Below are 14,678 nucleotides of genomic sequence, written 5' to 3' on the forward strand. Positions count from 1 at the left end.
CTTGGTTGTTCTCGATTCCATATGCCGTATTCAGAATACGTGGCTTCAGCGTTATGCCTATTACGAGCACAAGACCATGAGCCTCCGTCGCGACTTTATCAAGCTTTCTCTCGGCGCCGCCGCCGCAGCCAGCATCGCCCTGACGGCAATGCCGTCGTTTGCCCAAGGCGTGACCTTGCTCAACGTCTCCTACGACCCGACGCGCGAGCTCTACGTCGACTACAACCAGGCCTTCGCCAAGTACTGGAAGGCCAAGACCGGCCAGGACGTGACGATCAAGCAGTCGCACGGCGGCTCGGGCAAGCAGGCGCGGTCGATCATCGACGGCATCGACGCCGACGTCGCGACCCTGGCGCTGGCCGGCGACACGGAGGCCCTCGTCACCCATGGCGGCCAGGTCAAGCCCGACTGGCAGAAGCGGCTGCCGCACAACTCGGCCCCCTACACCTCGACCATCGTCTTCCTCGTGAAGAAGGGCAATCCCAAGGGCCTGAAGGACTGGGACGACCTGGTCAAGCCCGGCGTGCAGGTGATCACGCCGAACCCCAAGACCTCGGGCGGCGCCCGGTGGAACTACCTGGCGGCCTGGGAATTCGCCAAGCGCAAGTACGGCGGCGACGACAAGGCCAAGGAATTCGTCGGCAAGCTCTACAGGAACGTGCCGGTGCTCGACGCTGGCGCCCGCGGCTCGACCATCACCTTCGTGCAGCGCGGCGTCGGCGACGTGCTGCTGGCCTGGGAGAACGAGGCCTTCCTGGCGCTGAAGGAATTCGGTCCCGACAAGTTCGACATCGTCGTGCCCTCGATCAGCATCCTGGCCGAGCCCACCGTGACCGTGGTCGACAAGGTGGTCGACAAGAAGGGCACCCGCGCCGTGGCCGAGGAATACCTGAAGTACCTGTACTCCGACGAAGGCCAGGACGTGGCGGGCCGCAACTACTACCGCCCGACCTCCGACAAGGCCAAGTCCAAGTACGCCAGCCAGTTCCCCAAGCTCACGTTGTTCACGATCGACGACGCCTTCGGCGGCTGGGCCAAGGCCGACAAGGCGCACTTCGCCGATGGCGGCTCCTTCGACCAGATCTACCTGGCGAAGCAGAAGTAACAGCAGGCAAGGTCAGCGATGTCCGTTCTCCTGATTGCCGGCAGTCCTTCCGCGCCCTCGCGTTCGGCGGTGCTGCTCGATGCGGTGGCGGCGCGGCTCGCCGCGCGCGCGGTGCCGGTCCAGCGGCTCGCGATCCGCGAACTGGCGGCGCATGCCCTGCTGCTTGGCGAGGCCTCGCACCCGTCGGTGCAGCATGCGGTCGAGCAACTGCAGCGCGCCGACGTGATCGTGATCGCCACCCCGGTCTACAAGGCCGCCTACAGCGGCGTGCTGAAGGTCTTCCTCGACCTGCTGCCGCAGTCGGCGCTCAAGGGCAAGACCGTGCTGCCGCTGGCCACCGGCGGCAGTCCGCACCATATGCTGGCGCTCGACTATGCGCTGCGCCCGGTGCTGCAATCGCTGGCGGCACGGCATATCCTGCCGGGCGTCTATGCCACCGATGGCCAGGTCACGCTGCAGCCCGAGGGCGCCTACCAGTTGCAGGCCGAACTCGCGCAGCGGCTCGACGACGCGGTCGAGACGCTGGCCAGCGAAGGCCTCAGGCTGCCGCCGGCCTGGGGCTTCGAGGCGGTCGACTTCTCGCGCGTGCGATGTAGCGTCTGAGCCGCCTGGCGTCCGTCGCGGCGCCGCCTCCCTTCCAGAACCCCGTTCCCGATTCGAAACGCCGCCCTTGCGGCGCGGGACTTCCTTTGCCCGAAAGAAACGCATCACCATGAACTCGCATTCATCGATTCGTCGACGGCTCCTTCAAGTCAGCGCCGCTGCGCTGGCGCTGCCGGCGCTTTCCGCCTTCGCCCAAGCCCCGGCGCGCACCCTGCGCATCGGCAATCAGAAGGGCAACCTGAGCCTGCTCAAGGGCCGCGGCACGCTCGAGAAACGCCTCGCACCGCTGGGCGTCAGCGTCAAGTGGACCGAGTTCACGGCCGGGCCGGTGCAACTCGAGGCGCTCAACGTCGGCTCGATCGACTTCGGCGACGTCGGCGAAGCGCCGCCGATCTTCGCGCAGGCCGCCGGTGCGCCGCTGGCCTACGTGGCGGCGACCGTGCCGCGGCCGCAGTCCGAGGCGGTGCTGGTGCCGAAGGCCTCAACGATCCAGTCGGTCAAGGACCTGAAGGGCAAGAAGGTCGCGCTCAACAAGGGCAGCAACGTCCATTATTTCCTGGTCAGGCTGCTCGAGAAGAACGGCCTGGCGTACGGCGATGTCAAGCTCATCTTCCTGCCGCCGGCCGATGCCCGTGCCGCCTTCGAGAAGGGCTCGATCGACGCCTGGGCGATCTGGGATCCGTTCCTGGCCGCGGCGCAGAAGACGCTCGACGCCAGGCTCCTTGCGGACGCCACCGGCGTGGTCGGCAACCGGGCCTTCTATTTCTCGTCGCTCGACTACGCGAGCAAGAACGTCGACGTGATCAAGGTCCTGATCGAGGAGCTCGACAAGGTCGACCAATGGGCCCAGGCCAACCGCGCAGCCTTCGCGGCCGAACTCGCGGGCCTGTGGGGCCTGCCGCAACCGGTGGTCGAGCTGTCGGTGTCGCGCACCCAGTTCGGAATCGGCCCGATCACCAAGGCGATCCTCGGCGAGCAGCAGCAGATCGCCGACGCCTTCCTTGCGCTCGGGCTGATCCCGAAGCAGATCAACCTGCTCGAAGCCGCCGTCTGAGGTGCCTCCTGAGACCTTGCGGGACAGATCAAGAAACTGCGCAGCAGTTTTTGCTCTGTCCTCAACTGATTGAGAATTCTCATGCAACTTTTTTGGTTCCTTCCCACGCACGGCGACAGCCGCTACCTCGGCACCACCGAGGGCGCGCGCCCGGTCGATCTCGCCTACCTGCAACAGATCGCCGGCGCGGCCGATTCGCTCGGCTATGAAGGCGTCCTGATCCCCACCGGCCGCTCGTGCGAGGACCCGTGGGTCATCGCGTCGAGCCTGATCGGCGCGACGCGGCGCCTCAAGTTCCTGGTCGCGGTGCGGCCCGGGCTGCACCAGCCCAGCCTGGCCGCGCGCATGGCGGCGACCTTCGACCGGCTCTCGGGCGGGCGGCTGCTGGTGAACCTGGTGACCGGCGGCGACCAGGGCGAACTCGAAGGCGATGGCGTGTCGCTCGGCCATGCCGAGCGCTACGAGCAATCGGCCGAGTTCATCCGCATCTGGCGCGAGATCATCGCCAGGAGCCACGACAACCAGAGCTTCGACTACGACGGCAAGCACCTGAGCGTGAAGGGCGCCAAGCTGTTGTTCCCGCCGACGCAGAAGCCGCACCCACCGGTGTGGTTCGGCGGCTCGTCGGCCGCGGCCCACGATCTTGCCGCCGAGCAGGTCGATGCCTACCTGACCTGGGGCGAGCCGCCGGCCGACGTGGCGAAGAAGATCGCCGACGTGCGCCAGCGCGCCGAGAAGTACGCAGACCCCCACGCTTCGCTGCCCCCCGAGGGGGCGCCCGCCGCCTTGGGGCGGCCCGGCGGCGCCGGCGGCAGGGCGCTGAAGTTCGGCATCCGGCTGCACGTGATCGTGCGCGAGACCGAGGACGAGGCGTGGCGCGCCGCCGAATCGCTGATCAGCCGGGTCGACGACGAGACCGTGATCCGTGCCCAGGCCGCCTTCGCGCGCATGGACTCCGAGGGCCAGCGGCGCATGGCCGCGCTGCATGCCGGCGGTGCCAGGCGGACGCGCGAAGAGCTCGAGATCAGCCCCAACCTGTGGGCCGGCGTCGGCCTGGTGCGCGGCGGCGCCGGCACGGCGCTGGTCGGCGATGCGAAGACCGTCGCGGCGCGCCTCGAGGCGTACGCCTCGCTCGGGATCGACAACTTCATCCTCTCGGGCTATCCGCATCTGGAAGAGTCCTATCGCTTCGCCGAACTGGTGTTCCCGCTGCTGCCGCGCAAGCAGCGTCCGGGCCTGCCGGGCCCGGTGCTGAGCGGTCCCTTCGGCGAAGTCGTCGCCAATCTCGACGCGCCCTCGCGGCTCGCCTCCCAGAGCTGAAAGACTCTCCATGAATCAACAAGTACAGGCCTTGCCGGTGGCAGCGCCCTCGCTGGCCGCGGCCAGGCGCTTCACGCTCGGCGTCGCCCGGCGACTGGTGCCGTGGCTGGTGCCCGTCGGGCTGATCGTCGCCTGGCAGATCGCCTCGTCGCTCGGCTGGCTGTCGACGCGGGTCTTGCCGGCCCCGGTCGACGTGGTGAAGGCCACGTGGCGGCTCACCGCTTCGGGCGAACTCTGGACCCATGTCAGGGTGAGCGCGGCGCGGGCGCTGACCGGACTGGCGATCGGCGGCGGGCTCGGACTCGCGCTCGGTCTCCTGACCGGCTCGGTGAAGGTGGCCGAGACGCTGCTCGACTCGACGCTGCAGATGGTGCGCAATATTCCTGCACTGGCGCTGATCCCGCTGGTGATCCTGTGGTTCGGCATCGACGAGTCGGCCAAGCTGTTCCTGATCTCGGTGTCGGTGTTCTTCCCGATCTATCTCAACACCTTCCACGGCATCCGCAACGTCGACCCGCAGCTGATCGAGATGGGGCGCACCTACGGACTGACGCGCTGGCAGCTCTACAAGGAAGTGATCCTGCCCGGCGCGATGTCCTCGATCCTGGTCGGCCTGCGCTTTTCGCTCGGCCTCATGTGGGTCATCCTGATCGTGGCCGAGACCATCTCGGCGCAGTCGGGTATCGGCTACCTCACGATGAATGCGCGCGAGTTCCTGCAGACCGACATCGTGCTGGTCGGCATCCTGCTGTACGCGCTACTCGGCAAGCTGGCCGACCTGCTGGCGCGCGGACTCGAGCGATGGTGGCTGCGCTGGCATCCGGCGTATGGAGCGGCCCAATGAGCGGCGGCGTGCGGCTCGACATCCGCGGCCTGTCGAAGCGCTATGGCGAGCGCGAAGTGCTGCGCAACACGCAACTGGCCATCGAACCCGGACAGTTCATCGCGATCGTGGGCCGCAGCGGCTGCGGCAAGAGCACCTTGCTGCGGCTGGTCGCGGGCCTCGAACAGGCCTCCGAGGGCGCGCTCTTCACCGACGGCAAGGCTGTCGACGGACTGCACGACGACACCCGGATCATGTTCCAGGAGGCGCGCCTGCTGCCATGGCGCCGGGTGATCGACAACGTCGCGCTGGGCCTGCCCGAAGCGGACCGCACCCGTGGCAGGGAGGTGCTGGCGCAGGTCGGCCTGGCCGAGCGCGGCGGCGAATGGCCGGCGCGCCTGTCGGGCGGCCAGCGCCAGCGGGTCGCGCTGGCCCGGGCGCTGGTGCACCAGCCGCGGCTGCTGCTGCTCGACGAGCCGCTGGGTGCGCTCGACGCGCTGACGCGCATCGAGATGCACCGGCTGATCGAGAGCCTGTGGCTGCGCCATCGCTTCACCGCGCTGCTGGTCACGCACGACGTGCAGGAGGCGGTGGCGCTGGCCGATCGCGTGGTCCTGATCGAGGACGGCCGGATCGCGCTCGACGAGAACATCGCGCTCGCCCGGCCGCGCTCGCAGGGCGACCCGGCCTTCGCGGCGATCGAGAAACGCATTCTCGACCGCGTGCTGCAGAAGCCCGACGCCACCGGGTCCGAGCCTGCCAACGACACCCGCTGGACCGACGGTCCGGCGCATGTGCTGCGCTGGGCGGTGTGAGTTCAATTTTTTTCAACCCGAAGGAGTTTTCATGTCCATCCAGGCCATCAACGTTCGCAACCAGTTCAAGGGCAAGGTGCGCGAGATCATTCGCGGCGACGTCGTCTCCGAAGTCGACGTCGAAACCGCGTGGGGCATCGTGACCTCGGTGATCACCACGCGCTCGGTCGACGAACTGCAGCTCAAGCCCGGCTCCGACGTCGTCGCGCTGGTGAAGTCGACGGAGGTGTCGATCGCGAAGCTGTGAGCCGGCGCTTGACCCTGGCGCGGTGGGGTTTTGTACGATGGTGCATGGTCGGTGCCCGGCCTCACCCTCGAAGGAAGCTCCATGCCCCCACTGGACGTCAGCGACATCGTCCGCGCCCTGCACCTTGCCCGTGACGAGTGGCGCGATTCGCAGCAGCGCTCGCGCGAGCCCGGCAGCCGCGAGTTCCCCTCGCGCGAGGCGCTGGCCGGGATCGTTGAATCGCTCAAGGGCGCGCTGTTCCCGATGCGCCTCGGGCCGCCCGAGCTGCGGCACGACAGCGAGGATTTCTATGTCGGCTACACGCTCGATTCGGCCCTGCAATCGCTGCGGGCCCAGGCCCGGCTCGAGCTGCTCTACACGGCACGCCATCAGCCGCGCGCGTCCGAGGACATCGAGGCGGAAGCGGCCACTGCGGTGCAGCAGTTCGCGACGGCGCTGCCGTCGATCCGGCGCCTGCTCGACGGCGACGTGCTGGCCGCCTTCCAGGGCGATCCGGCGGCGCGCAGCGTCGACGAGGTGCTGCTCTGCTACCCGGGCATCCTGGCCATGATTCACCACCGCCTTGGCCACCAGCTCTACGGGCTCGGCCTGCCGCTGCTGGCGCGCATCGTGGCCGAATTGGCCCATGGGCAGACCGGCATCGACATCCACCCGGGCGCGACGATCGACGCCGGCTTCTTCATCGACCACGGCACGGGCGTGGTGATCGGCGAGACGGCCGTGATCGGCAAGCGGGTGCGCATCTACCAGGCCGTGACGCTGGGTGCCAAGCGCTTTCCGACGGACGCCGAGGGCAACCTGCAGAAGGGGCTGCCGCGCCACCCGGTGGTCGAGGACGATGTCGTGATCTACGCCGGCGCGACCATTCTCGGGCGCGTCACGCTGGGCAAGGGCGCCACCATCGGCGGCAATGTCTGGATCACCGACGACGTGCCCCCCGGCGCCAACGTGTCGCAGGCCAGCCTGCAGAACGCGCCGCAGAGGCGCCGTGCCTGAGCTATCGTTTCCTTTTCCTCAACCCGTTTCAAGGAGTCTTCATGGCCCAGAAAAAGATTGCCGTCGTCATCGGCAGCCTGCGCAAGGATTCGCTGAACCGCAAGCTTGCGCTCGCGATCGCCCATCTCGCACCGGAGGACTTCACCTTCGAGCATGTGCGCATCGATGACCTTCCGCTCTACAACCAGGACGACGACGGCAACCAGGCGCCCTCGGTGCGGCGCCTGAAGACCGAGGTCGCCGCGGCGGACGGCCTGCTGTTCGTCACGCCCGAATACAACCGCTCGATTCCGGGCGTCCTCAAGAACGCGCTCGACAACGCCTCGCGGCCCTACGGCCAGAGCGCCTGGGCCGGCAAACCGGCGGGCGTGGTCGGTGTGTCGGTCGGCGCCGTCGGTACCGCCGTCGCGCAACAGCATTTGCGCGGCATCCTGGCCTACCTGGATGTGCCGGCGCTCGGCCAGCCCGAAGTCTTCCTGCAGAACAAGGAAGGCTTGTTCGACGACAAGGGCCACATCGCCGAGGGCAGCAAGCAGTTCCTGCAAGGCTGGGTCGACAAGTACGTGGCCTGGATCAAAGCACATTGAGCTCGCCCCCAGGTTGGGCTCACTGCGTGTAGCCCGCCCACCCCTGCCGGGGGCAACACCAGCGGCCCGGCGAAGCCGGTTCCGCAGTGTTTCACGAAGGGCCCGGCTTCGCGGGCGAAAAAAAAGCGGGTCGCGTCGAGCGACCCGCCTTGCGTCTACGCTCAGGCCGCCAGGGTGGCCTGGTCCTGGTTCGCGGCCTTGCCGGTCGTCGCGACAGCGATATCGGACCGTGCGGCGGTCAGCGCGGCAGACTTGGCCGCATCGCCCATCGCCACGCCTTCGGCGCGGACGATCCGCACGTCGGTGATGCCGAAGAAGCCGAAGACCACCTTGAGGTAGCTTTCCTGGTGTTCCATCGCCTGGCCGCCTTCGCTGGTCGAATACATGCCGCCGCGGGTCGAGGCCACGATCACCGTCTTGCCGCCGGCCAGGCCGACCGGCCCCTTGTCGGTGTACTTGAAGGTACGGCCGATCTGCGCCAAGCGGTCGATCCAGGCCTTCAGCTGGGTCGGCACCGTGAAGTTGTAGAGCGGGGCGCCCACGACGATCACGTCGGCGGCCAGGAACTGGCTCACGAGGCGCTCGGAGACTTCGTTCTCGCGGCGCTGCGCTTCGGTCGGTTCGGCCTGGACACCGACCTTGATGCCCATTGCATCGGCGCTGAAATGGTTGGGGGTGTCCACCGCGAGGTCGAGGTAGTCGACGGTCGTGTCCGGGTGGGCGCGGCGCCAGTCGGCCACGATTTCGGCGGTCAGTTGACGGGAGACGGAATTGGTTCCGAGGACGCTGGAATCGACGTGCAGGAGTTTCATGATCAATGCTTTCTTTGAAAGCGCCGGCACTGAAATCGGTCGGCGTGGGATGAATTCTATTTTTGTAGCGATTGATTGATAAGTCTGCAAAAATGGCTTAGTTCGTTCCAAAAATAGGACAGTGGCTCGATGCAAGATCTCAACGACATGGTGTTCTTTGCCGAAGTGGCCGAGCGAGGGGGCTTCGCGGCCGCCAGCCGGGCGCTCGGCATCCCGAAGTCCCGCCTGTCGCGCCGGGTGGCCGACCTCGAAGTGCAACTCGGCGTCCAGTTGATGCAGCGCAGCACCCGGCGCTTGTCGCTGACACCGGCCGGCGAGATCTACCTCAAGCACTGCGCTGCGATGCGCGATGCCGCGCAGGCGGCGTCCGAGGCGGTAGCGCAGATCCAGACCGAGCCGAGCGGCACCGTGCGGCTGAGTTGTCCGGTGACGCTGGCGCACAGCAGCGTCGGCCCGCTGCTGCCCGAGTTCATGCGGCGCTATCCGCAGGTCCGGGTCGAGATGCGGGTTCTGAACCGGCCGGTCGACCCGGTCGAGGAGGGCGTGGACCTGGCCCTGCGCGTGCGCCCGACGATCGAGGACAGCGCCACGCTGGTGGCCAAGAATTTCGGTGGCAGCCGCGGCATCCTGGTGGCGAGCCCCGACCTGCTGCAGCGCCAGGGACCGGTCTCGACGCCGGCGGATCTCGGCAGGCTCGACTCCGTCGCCATGTCGACCGGCGATGGCCGCGCCAACTGGCGGCTCGAAGGTCCCGGCGGCAAGGTGGTGGTCCACACCCACGCGCCACGCTATGTCGCCGACGACCTGCTGACGCTGAAGTTCGCGGTGGTCCAGGGCATCGGGGCGTCGGTGCTGCCGGACTACATGTGCCGCAGGGACATCAGCGCCGGCAAGCTGCTCGAGGTGCTGCCGGGCTGGGGACCGGAACCCGGCATCTGCCACGCCATGTTCCCCGCCCGGCGGGCCCTGGTGCCGGCGGTACGCCGATTGATCGACTTCCTGGCCGAGAACCTCGACGGGGCCGAACCGCACCACCTGGCGGAATAAGGCGCTTATGTCGAAAAACTCATAACCAAACAAGTAGATATTCGTTTGCGGTTTAAGCGATGGTTTGCAGAATGGCGGCCATGACCGGCTCTCCCATCACCTGCCCAGCGCGACTTCGCCGGGATCCCGCGCGTCATGCCGGCGCCGAGCGAGCGGGCGGCGCGTGAGCAGACCGACGATCATCATCGTTCCAGGCTGGCGTGATTCCGGACCCGGACACTGGCAGAGCCTGTGGGCCGAGCGCATGCAGGGCGCCGTGCGGGTGGTGCAGGACGACTGGATCACGCCGAGCCGCGCCGCCTGGGTGGCCACGCTCGAGAAACTGGTGCTCGAGAGCCCGCAGCCAGTGGTGATCGCTGCCCACAGCCTCGGCTGCATCGCGACCACGCACCTGCCGGAGGCGGCGGCCGCGCGCATCAGCGGCGCCTTGCTGGTGGCGCCGGCAGACCCCGAGCGGCGCGCCGTGCTGACCGATTTCGCGCCTGTGCCCTTCGCCCGGCTGCCGTACCGCAGCGTCGTGGTGGCGAGCAGCAACGACCCCTTCTGCCCGGTGCGGCTGGCCGGTGCCTATGCCCGCGCCTGGGGCAGCGAATTCGTTCGCATGCAGAATGCCGGCCACATCAACATCGAATCCGGACACGGCGACTGGCCCCTGGGCCTGGCGCTGCTGCAATCGCTGACGGACGAGCCGACCCCCCTGATGGCCGGCCACAAGAATCCAGAAACCTTGGCAACCCTATGACTTCCAGAATCAAGACCTTCTTCGCCGCCGTGGTCTTCGCCGCCAGCGGCGCGGCCTCTGCCCAGACGCTGCTCAATGCGTCGTACGACGTGGCGCGCGAGTTCTACAAGGACTACAACGCCGCTTTCGTCGCCAACTACAAGAAGACGACGGGCAAGGAGGTCAGGATCGACCAGTCGCATGGCGGCTCGAGCGCCCAGGCGCGGGCGGTGGCCGACGGCCTCGACGCCGATGTCGTGACGATGAACACCACGACCGACATCGATTTCCTGGCCAATGCCGGCGTGGTCGCCAAGGACTGGCCCAAGCGCTTCCCGTACAACGCATCGCCGACCACCTCGACGATGCTGTTCCTGACCCGCAACGGCAATCCGAAGGGCATCAAGGACTGGGACGACCTGATCAAGCCCGGCGTGCAGGTGGTGGTCGTGAATCCGAAGACCGGCGGCAACGGCCGCTACGCCTACCTGGCGGCCTGGGGCTACGTGAAGAAGAAGGGCGGCACCGACGCCCAGGCGGCCGAGTTCGTCGGCAAGCTGTTCAAGAACGTGCCGATCCTGGCCCGCGGCGGCCGTGATGCGACCACCGCCTTCCTGCAGCGCAACATCGGCGACGCGCTGATCACCTTCGAATCGGAAGTGGTCTCGATCGACCGCGAATTCGGCTCGGGCAAGGTGGATGCGGTGTACCCGTCGATCAGCATCCTGGCCGAGAACCCGGTCGCGATCGTCGAGCGCACGGTCAACAAGAAGGGCACCGGCGAACTCGCCAAGGCCTACCTCGACTACCTCTACTCGGAAGAGGCGCAGGAAATCGCCGCCAAGCATGCGCTGCGCCCGCGCTCGGAAGCGGTTCTCAAGAGGAACGCCGCGACCTTCAAGCCGCTGCAGCTGTTCACGGTGCAGGAATTGTTCGGCAGCCTGTCCGAAGCGCAGAAGGTGCACTTCAATGACGGTGGGCAGTTCGACAAGCTGTACACGCCTGGTGCGAAGTAAATGAGCGGTGCTGCTTCATCGGCGCTGTCGTCCGCGGCAGCGCCGCTGGCGTCCGGGGGCGGGCGCGGCGTGTCGCGGCGCGTGCTGCCGGGCTTCCACATCACGCTCGGCTACGCGGTGCTCTACCTGAGCCTGATCGTGCTGATCCCGCTGTCGGCGCTGGTCTTCAAGACCTTCACCATGAGCTGGGAGCAGTTCTGGGTGGCGGTCACGGCGCCACGCGTGATGGCCTCGTACCGGCTGACCTTCGGCGCCTCGCTGATCGCCGCGCTGGTCAACCTGGTGTTCGGGCTGCTCGTGGCCTGGGTGCTGGTGCGCTACAAGTTCCCGGGCAAGCGGATCGTCGACGCGCTGGTCGATCTGCCCTTTGCCCTGCCCACCGCCGTCGCCGGCATCTCGCTGACCGCGCTGCTGGCCGGCAACGGCTGGGTCGGCCAGTTCCTCGAGCCGCTGGGCATCAAGCTGGCCTTCACGCCCGCGGGCATCGTGATCGCCCTGATCTTCATCGGCCTGCCCTTCGTGGTGCGCACGGTGCAGCCGGTGCTCGAAGACACCGAGAAGGAGCTCGAGGAGGCCGCGACCAGCCTCGGCGCGACCCGGCTGCAGACCTTCACCAAGGTGATCCTGCCGTCGATCATGCCGGCGCTGCTGACCGGCTTCGCGATGGCCTTCGCGCGCGCGATCGGCGAGTACGGCTCGGTGATCTTCATCGCCGGCAACATGCCGATGATCTCGGAGATCACGCCCTTGATCATCATCGGCAAGCTGGAGCAGTACGACTTCGCGGGCGCCACCGCGGTCGCGCTGGTGATGCTGGTGATCTCCTTCGTGCTGCTGCTGGTGATCAACGGCCTGCAGGGCTGGAAGCGGCGCCGCTCGGAGGCCAGCCAATGAGCGCGGCTTCGAGAACCCTTCGCCGCGCCCAGGCCGGCACCACCGAGTCGGCCTGGGTCCGGCGCACGCTGATCGGCATCGCGCTGGCCTTCATGTTCCTGTTCCTGGTGCTGCCGTTGGCCGCGGTCGCGGCCGAGGCGCTGCGCAAGGGCTTCGGCGCCTACCTCGAAGCGCTCAAGGAGCCCGACGCCTGGGCCGCGATCCGCCTGACCCTGCTGACGGCCGCGATCGCGGTGCCGTTGAACCTGGTCTTCGGCATCGCCGCGGCCTGGGCCATCGCCAAGTTCGAGTTCCGCGGCAAGGCCGTCCTGACGACCCTGGTCGACCTGCCGTTCGCGGTCTCGCCGGTGGTGGCGGGCCTGATCTACGTGCTGGTGTTCGGCGCCCAGGGCTGGTTCGGGCCCTGGCTGCAGGCGCACGACATCAAGATCATCTTTGCCGTGCCCGGCATCGTGCTGGCCACCGTGTTCGTGACCTTCCCGTTCATCGCGCGCGAACTGATCCCGCTGATGCAGGCCCAGGGCACCGACGAAGAGCAGGCCGCCATCGTGCTCGGCGCGACCGGCTGGCAGACCTTCTGGCGTGTGACCTTGCCCAACATCAAGTGGGGCCTGCTGTACGGCGTGATCCTGTGCAATGCGCGCGCGATGGGCGAGTTCGGCGCGGTGTCGGTGGTCTCGGGCCACATCCGCGGCCAGACCAACACCATGCCGCTGCACGTCGAAGTGCTCTACAACGAATACCAGTCGGTGGCCGCCTTCGCGGTGGCCTCGCTGCTGGCCATCCTGGCGCTGGTCACGCTGGTGATCAAGTCGGTCATCGAATGGCGCCACGAGCGCGAGATGAAGGCGATCGCCGAGCTGCCGCCCGAGCGCCCGACGCCGGCGACCTGAGAAAGAGAAACCATGAGCATCGAAATCAGAAACGTCAGCAAGCAATTTGGCGATTTCCACGCCCTGCGCGATGTCAGCCTGGATGTGGCGTCGGGCGAGCTGGTCGCGCTGCTGGGCCCCTCGGGCTGCGGCAAGACCACGCTGCTGCGCATCATCGCGGGCCTCGAGACGGCCGGTGCCGGCAGCATCCTGTTCGCGGGCGAGGACACCACCGACGTGCATGTGCGCGAGCGACAGGTCGGCTTCGTCTTCCAGCACTACGCGCTGTTCCGCCACATGACGGTGTTCGAGAACGTGGCCTTCGGCCTGCGCGTCAAGCCGCGCGGCCTGCGCCCGAGCGAGGCGCAGATCAAGTCCAAGGTGCACGACCTGCTCAAGCTGGTGCAGCTGGACTGGCTGGCCGACCGCTATCCGGCGCAGCTGTCGGGCGGCCAGCGCCAGCGCATCGCGCTGGCCCGTGCGCTGGCGGTCGAACCCAAGGTGCTGCTGCTCGACGAGCCTTTCGGCGCGCTCGACGCCAAGGTGCGCAAGGAGTTGCGCCGCTGGCTGCGCCGGCTGCACGACGAGCTGCACGTGACCAGCATCTTCGTCACCCACGATCAGGAAGAGGCGCTTGAAGTGGCCGACCGCGTGGTGCTGATGAACAGCGGCCGCATCGAGCAGGTCGGCTCGCCGCAGCAGGTGTGGGACCATCCGGCCAGCCCCTTCGTCTACGGCTTCCTGGGCGACGTGAACCTGTTCCACGGCCGTTCACTCGAGGGCGAGGTTCAGGTCGAAGGCATTCGTCTCGACACCCGCGACCAGCAGGGGCTGCGCGACGGCAAGGCGCTGGCCTATGTGCGGCCGCACGACCTCAGCGTCGAGCGTTACGCGCCGGGCGCCAGCGGCATCGTTGCGACCCTGAGCCGGGCGATCGTGGTCGGACCGATCGCGCGGCTGGAACTCGAACCGGTCGAATCGAATCCAGATAATCCGGGCTCCGGAACCATCATCGAGGCGCAACTCCCTGCGCAACAGTTCCGGGACCTCGCATTGCGCGAGGGCGACAAGGTGGTCGCCACGCCGCGCAAAGCGAGGGTGTTCGTAGAGGATTGGGTTTCACCTTGAATGTGATCGACTGGTATTTCGGTGCGCCGCGGCGCGCCCTGGCTTTGATCAGCCTGGCTTGCATCGCGATGCTCGCCTTCGGCATGTACCTGCAGCACGTGGTCGGCCTCGAGCCGTGCCCGATGTGCGTCGTGCAGCGCTATGCGCTGGTGCTGGTGGCCGTCTTCACCGGGCTTGGCGCGGCCAGCGGCGGCAAGGCGTTGCGGGTCGTCGGCATCTTGCTGGCCGGGGTCGCGGCGCTGGGCGGCGCCTACACGGCGGCGAGCCAGAGCTGGCTCCAGTGGTACCCGCCCGAGGTCGTCTCGTGCGGCCGCGATATCTACGGAATGATCGAGACCTTTCCGCTGCAGCGCGCGCTGCCGATGATCTTCCGCGGCGCCGGCGACTGCTCGCAGGTCGACTGGACCTTCCTCGGCCTGTCGATCGCCAACTGGTCCTTCATCGCATTCGCCGTTTTCACCGTCCTGCTGCTGGTCCTGCTGTTCCGCCGCGCTCCAGCCCGGTCCGCCTTCAGAAGCGCATACTGACCGCCGCGGCCGCAGACGCCGGCGGCCGGCGCAGCCAGGCCCGTTGGTGAAACACCGCGGAACTGGCTCTGCCAGGCCGCTGGTGTTGCCCCCGGTAGGGGGTGGGCGCCC

At 67.7% G+C, this 14,678-nt stretch carries 17 protein-coding genes; 16 read left to right on the forward strand and 1 reads right to left on the reverse strand.

The window, feature by feature from the left end:
- The first annotated feature begins 76 nt into the window (after positions 1 to 76).
- From AC1DYD_RS04610 to AC1DYD_RS04650, 9 genes are all read left to right on the forward strand, one after another.
- The gene (locus AC1DYD_RS04610; protein WP_478171563.1) at positions 77 to 1,105 is read left to right on the forward strand and encodes a sulfate ABC transporter substrate-binding protein; all 1,029 of its coding nucleotides are present in this window, start codon (positions 77 to 79) and stop codon (positions 1,103 to 1,105) included.
- A gap of 18 nt (positions 1,106 to 1,123) precedes the next feature.
- Positions 1,124 to 1,708: an NADPH-dependent FMN reductase gene (gene ssuE, locus AC1DYD_RS04615; RefSeq protein WP_478171564.1), complete on the forward strand. Its 585-nt coding sequence runs from the start codon at positions 1,124 to 1,126 to the stop codon at positions 1,706 to 1,708.
- A gap of 109 nt (positions 1,709 to 1,817) precedes the next feature.
- Positions 1,818 to 2,762 (forward strand): sulfonate ABC transporter substrate-binding protein, encoded by a 945-nt coding sequence (locus AC1DYD_RS04620; protein WP_478171565.1) that lies wholly within the window; start codon positions 1,818 to 1,820, stop codon positions 2,760 to 2,762.
- Positions 2,763 to 2,843: 81 nt separating this feature from the next.
- A complete protein-coding gene (locus AC1DYD_RS04625; RefSeq protein WP_478171566.1) occupies positions 2,844 to 4,082 on the forward strand; it encodes an FMNH2-dependent alkanesulfonate monooxygenase in 1,239 nt (412 codons plus the stop codon).
- 10 nt (positions 4,083 to 4,092) lie between these two features.
- Complete coding sequence (ssuC, locus tag AC1DYD_RS04630) at positions 4,093 to 4,926, forward strand: aliphatic sulfonate ABC transporter permease SsuC (protein ID WP_478171567.1); 834 nt, start codon at positions 4,093 to 4,095, stop codon at positions 4,924 to 4,926.
- Positions 4,884 to 5,720, forward strand: a complete 837-nt coding sequence (locus AC1DYD_RS04635; protein ID WP_478171568.1) for an ATP-binding cassette domain-containing protein — start codon at positions 4,884 to 4,886, stop codon at positions 5,718 to 5,720. The genes ssuC and AC1DYD_RS04635 overlap by 43 nt, the downstream gene beginning before the upstream one ends.
- Positions 5,721 to 5,751: 31 nt before the next feature.
- A complete protein-coding gene (locus AC1DYD_RS04640; protein ID WP_028250350.1) occupies positions 5,752 to 5,967 on the forward strand; it encodes a TOBE domain-containing protein in 216 nt (71 codons plus the stop codon).
- Positions 5,968 to 6,048: 81 nt separating this feature from the next.
- Positions 6,049 to 6,963, forward strand: coding sequence for a serine O-acetyltransferase EpsC (gene epsC, locus AC1DYD_RS04645; RefSeq protein WP_478171569.1), 915 nt, complete (start codon positions 6,049 to 6,051; stop codon positions 6,961 to 6,963).
- Between the two features lie 41 nt (positions 6,964 to 7,004).
- A complete protein-coding gene (locus tag AC1DYD_RS04650; protein WP_478171570.1) occupies positions 7,005 to 7,550 on the forward strand; it encodes an NADPH-dependent FMN reductase in 546 nt (181 codons plus the stop codon).
- Between the two features lie 161 nt (positions 7,551 to 7,711).
- On the opposite strand, the gene AC1DYD_RS04655 is transcribed toward AC1DYD_RS04650, so the two are convergent.
- Positions 7,712 to 8,362, reverse strand: a complete 651-nt coding sequence (locus AC1DYD_RS04655) for an FMN-dependent NADH-azoreductase (protein WP_478171571.1) — start codon at positions 8,360 to 8,362, stop codon at positions 7,712 to 7,714.
- Between the two features lie 129 nt (positions 8,363 to 8,491).
- On the opposite strand from AC1DYD_RS04655, the gene AC1DYD_RS04660 reads away from it, so the two are divergent.
- From AC1DYD_RS04660 to AC1DYD_RS04690, 7 genes are all read left to right on the forward strand, one after another.
- Entirely contained in the window at positions 8,492 to 9,409 is a 918-nt protein-coding gene (locus tag AC1DYD_RS04660) for a LysR family transcriptional regulator (protein ID WP_478171572.1), read from the forward strand.
- Positions 9,410 to 9,572: 163 nt separating this feature from the next.
- Positions 9,573 to 10,151 (forward strand): RBBP9/YdeN family alpha/beta hydrolase, encoded by a 579-nt coding sequence (locus AC1DYD_RS04665; protein WP_478171573.1) that lies wholly within the window; start codon positions 9,573 to 9,575, stop codon positions 10,149 to 10,151.
- A complete protein-coding gene (locus AC1DYD_RS04670) occupies positions 10,148 to 11,146 on the forward strand; it encodes a sulfate ABC transporter substrate-binding protein (RefSeq protein WP_478171574.1) in 999 nt (332 codons plus the stop codon). The genes AC1DYD_RS04665 and AC1DYD_RS04670 overlap by 4 nt, the downstream gene beginning before the upstream one ends.
- Entirely contained in the window at positions 11,147 to 12,040 is an 894-nt protein-coding gene (gene cysT / locus AC1DYD_RS04675; RefSeq protein ID WP_478171575.1) for a sulfate ABC transporter permease subunit CysT, read from the forward strand. It begins immediately after the preceding gene.
- Positions 12,037 to 12,933, forward strand: coding sequence for a sulfate ABC transporter permease subunit CysW (gene cysW / locus AC1DYD_RS04680; RefSeq protein ID WP_478171576.1), 897 nt, complete (start codon positions 12,037 to 12,039; stop codon positions 12,931 to 12,933). Before cysT ends, cysW begins: the two co-directional genes overlap by 4 nt.
- A gap of 12 nt (positions 12,934 to 12,945) precedes the next feature.
- Positions 12,946 to 14,040, forward strand: coding sequence for a sulfate/molybdate ABC transporter ATP-binding protein (locus AC1DYD_RS04685; protein WP_478171577.1), 1,095 nt, complete (start codon positions 12,946 to 12,948; stop codon positions 14,038 to 14,040).
- 2 nt (positions 14,041 to 14,042) lie between these two features.
- Positions 14,043 to 14,567 (forward strand): disulfide bond formation protein B, encoded by a 525-nt coding sequence (locus AC1DYD_RS04690; RefSeq protein ID WP_478171738.1) that lies wholly within the window; start codon positions 14,043 to 14,045, stop codon positions 14,565 to 14,567.
- Positions 14,568 to 14,678 lie beyond the last annotated feature (111 nt).

This window comes from Variovorax sp. P4_B11 (genome assembly GCF_056402355.1).

Bases quoted from the DNA above. Each gene is read 5' to 3' on its own strand.
- AC1DYD_RS04655 (WP_478171571.1), bottom strand. From the start codon at position 8,362: ATGAAACTCCTGCACGTCGATTCCAGCGTCCTCGGAACCAATTCCGTC.
- AC1DYD_RS04685 (WP_478171577.1), top strand. From the start codon at position 12,946: ATGAGCATCGAAATCAGAAACGTCAGCAAGCAATTTGGCGATTTCCAC.
- AC1DYD_RS04625 (WP_478171566.1), top strand. From the start codon at position 2,844: ATGCAACTTTTTTGGTTCCTTCCCACGCACGGCGACAGCCGCTACCTC.
- ssuC (WP_478171567.1), top strand. From the start codon at position 4,093: ATGAATCAACAAGTACAGGCCTTGCCGGTGGCAGCGCCCTCGCTGGCC.
- AC1DYD_RS04610 (WP_478171563.1), top strand. From the start codon at position 77: ATGAGCCTCCGTCGCGACTTTATCAAGCTTTCTCTCGGCGCCGCCGCC.
- AC1DYD_RS04650 (WP_478171570.1), top strand. From the start codon at position 7,005: ATGGCCCAGAAAAAGATTGCCGTCGTCATCGGCAGCCTGCGCAAGGAT.
- AC1DYD_RS04660 (WP_478171572.1), top strand. From the start codon at position 8,492: ATGCAAGATCTCAACGACATGGTGTTCTTTGCCGAAGTGGCCGAGCGA.
- AC1DYD_RS04640 (WP_028250350.1), top strand. From the start codon at position 5,752: ATGTCCATCCAGGCCATCAACGTTCGCAACCAGTTCAAGGGCAAGGTG.
- cysW (WP_478171576.1), top strand. From the start codon at position 12,037: ATGAGCGCGGCTTCGAGAACCCTTCGCCGCGCCCAGGCCGGCACCACC.
- epsC (WP_478171569.1), top strand. From the start codon at position 6,049: ATGCCCCCACTGGACGTCAGCGACATCGTCCGCGCCCTGCACCTTGCC.
- ssuE (WP_478171564.1), top strand. From the start codon at position 1,124: ATGTCCGTTCTCCTGATTGCCGGCAGTCCTTCCGCGCCCTCGCGTTCG.
- AC1DYD_RS04620 (WP_478171565.1), top strand. From the start codon at position 1,818: ATGAACTCGCATTCATCGATTCGTCGACGGCTCCTTCAAGTCAGCGCC.
- AC1DYD_RS04670 (WP_478171574.1), top strand. From the start codon at position 10,148: ATGACTTCCAGAATCAAGACCTTCTTCGCCGCCGTGGTCTTCGCCGCC.
- AC1DYD_RS04635 (WP_478171568.1), top strand. From the start codon at position 4,884: ATGGTGGCTGCGCTGGCATCCGGCGTATGGAGCGGCCCAATGAGCGGC.
- cysT (WP_478171575.1), top strand. From the start codon at position 11,147: ATGAGCGGTGCTGCTTCATCGGCGCTGTCGTCCGCGGCAGCGCCGCTG.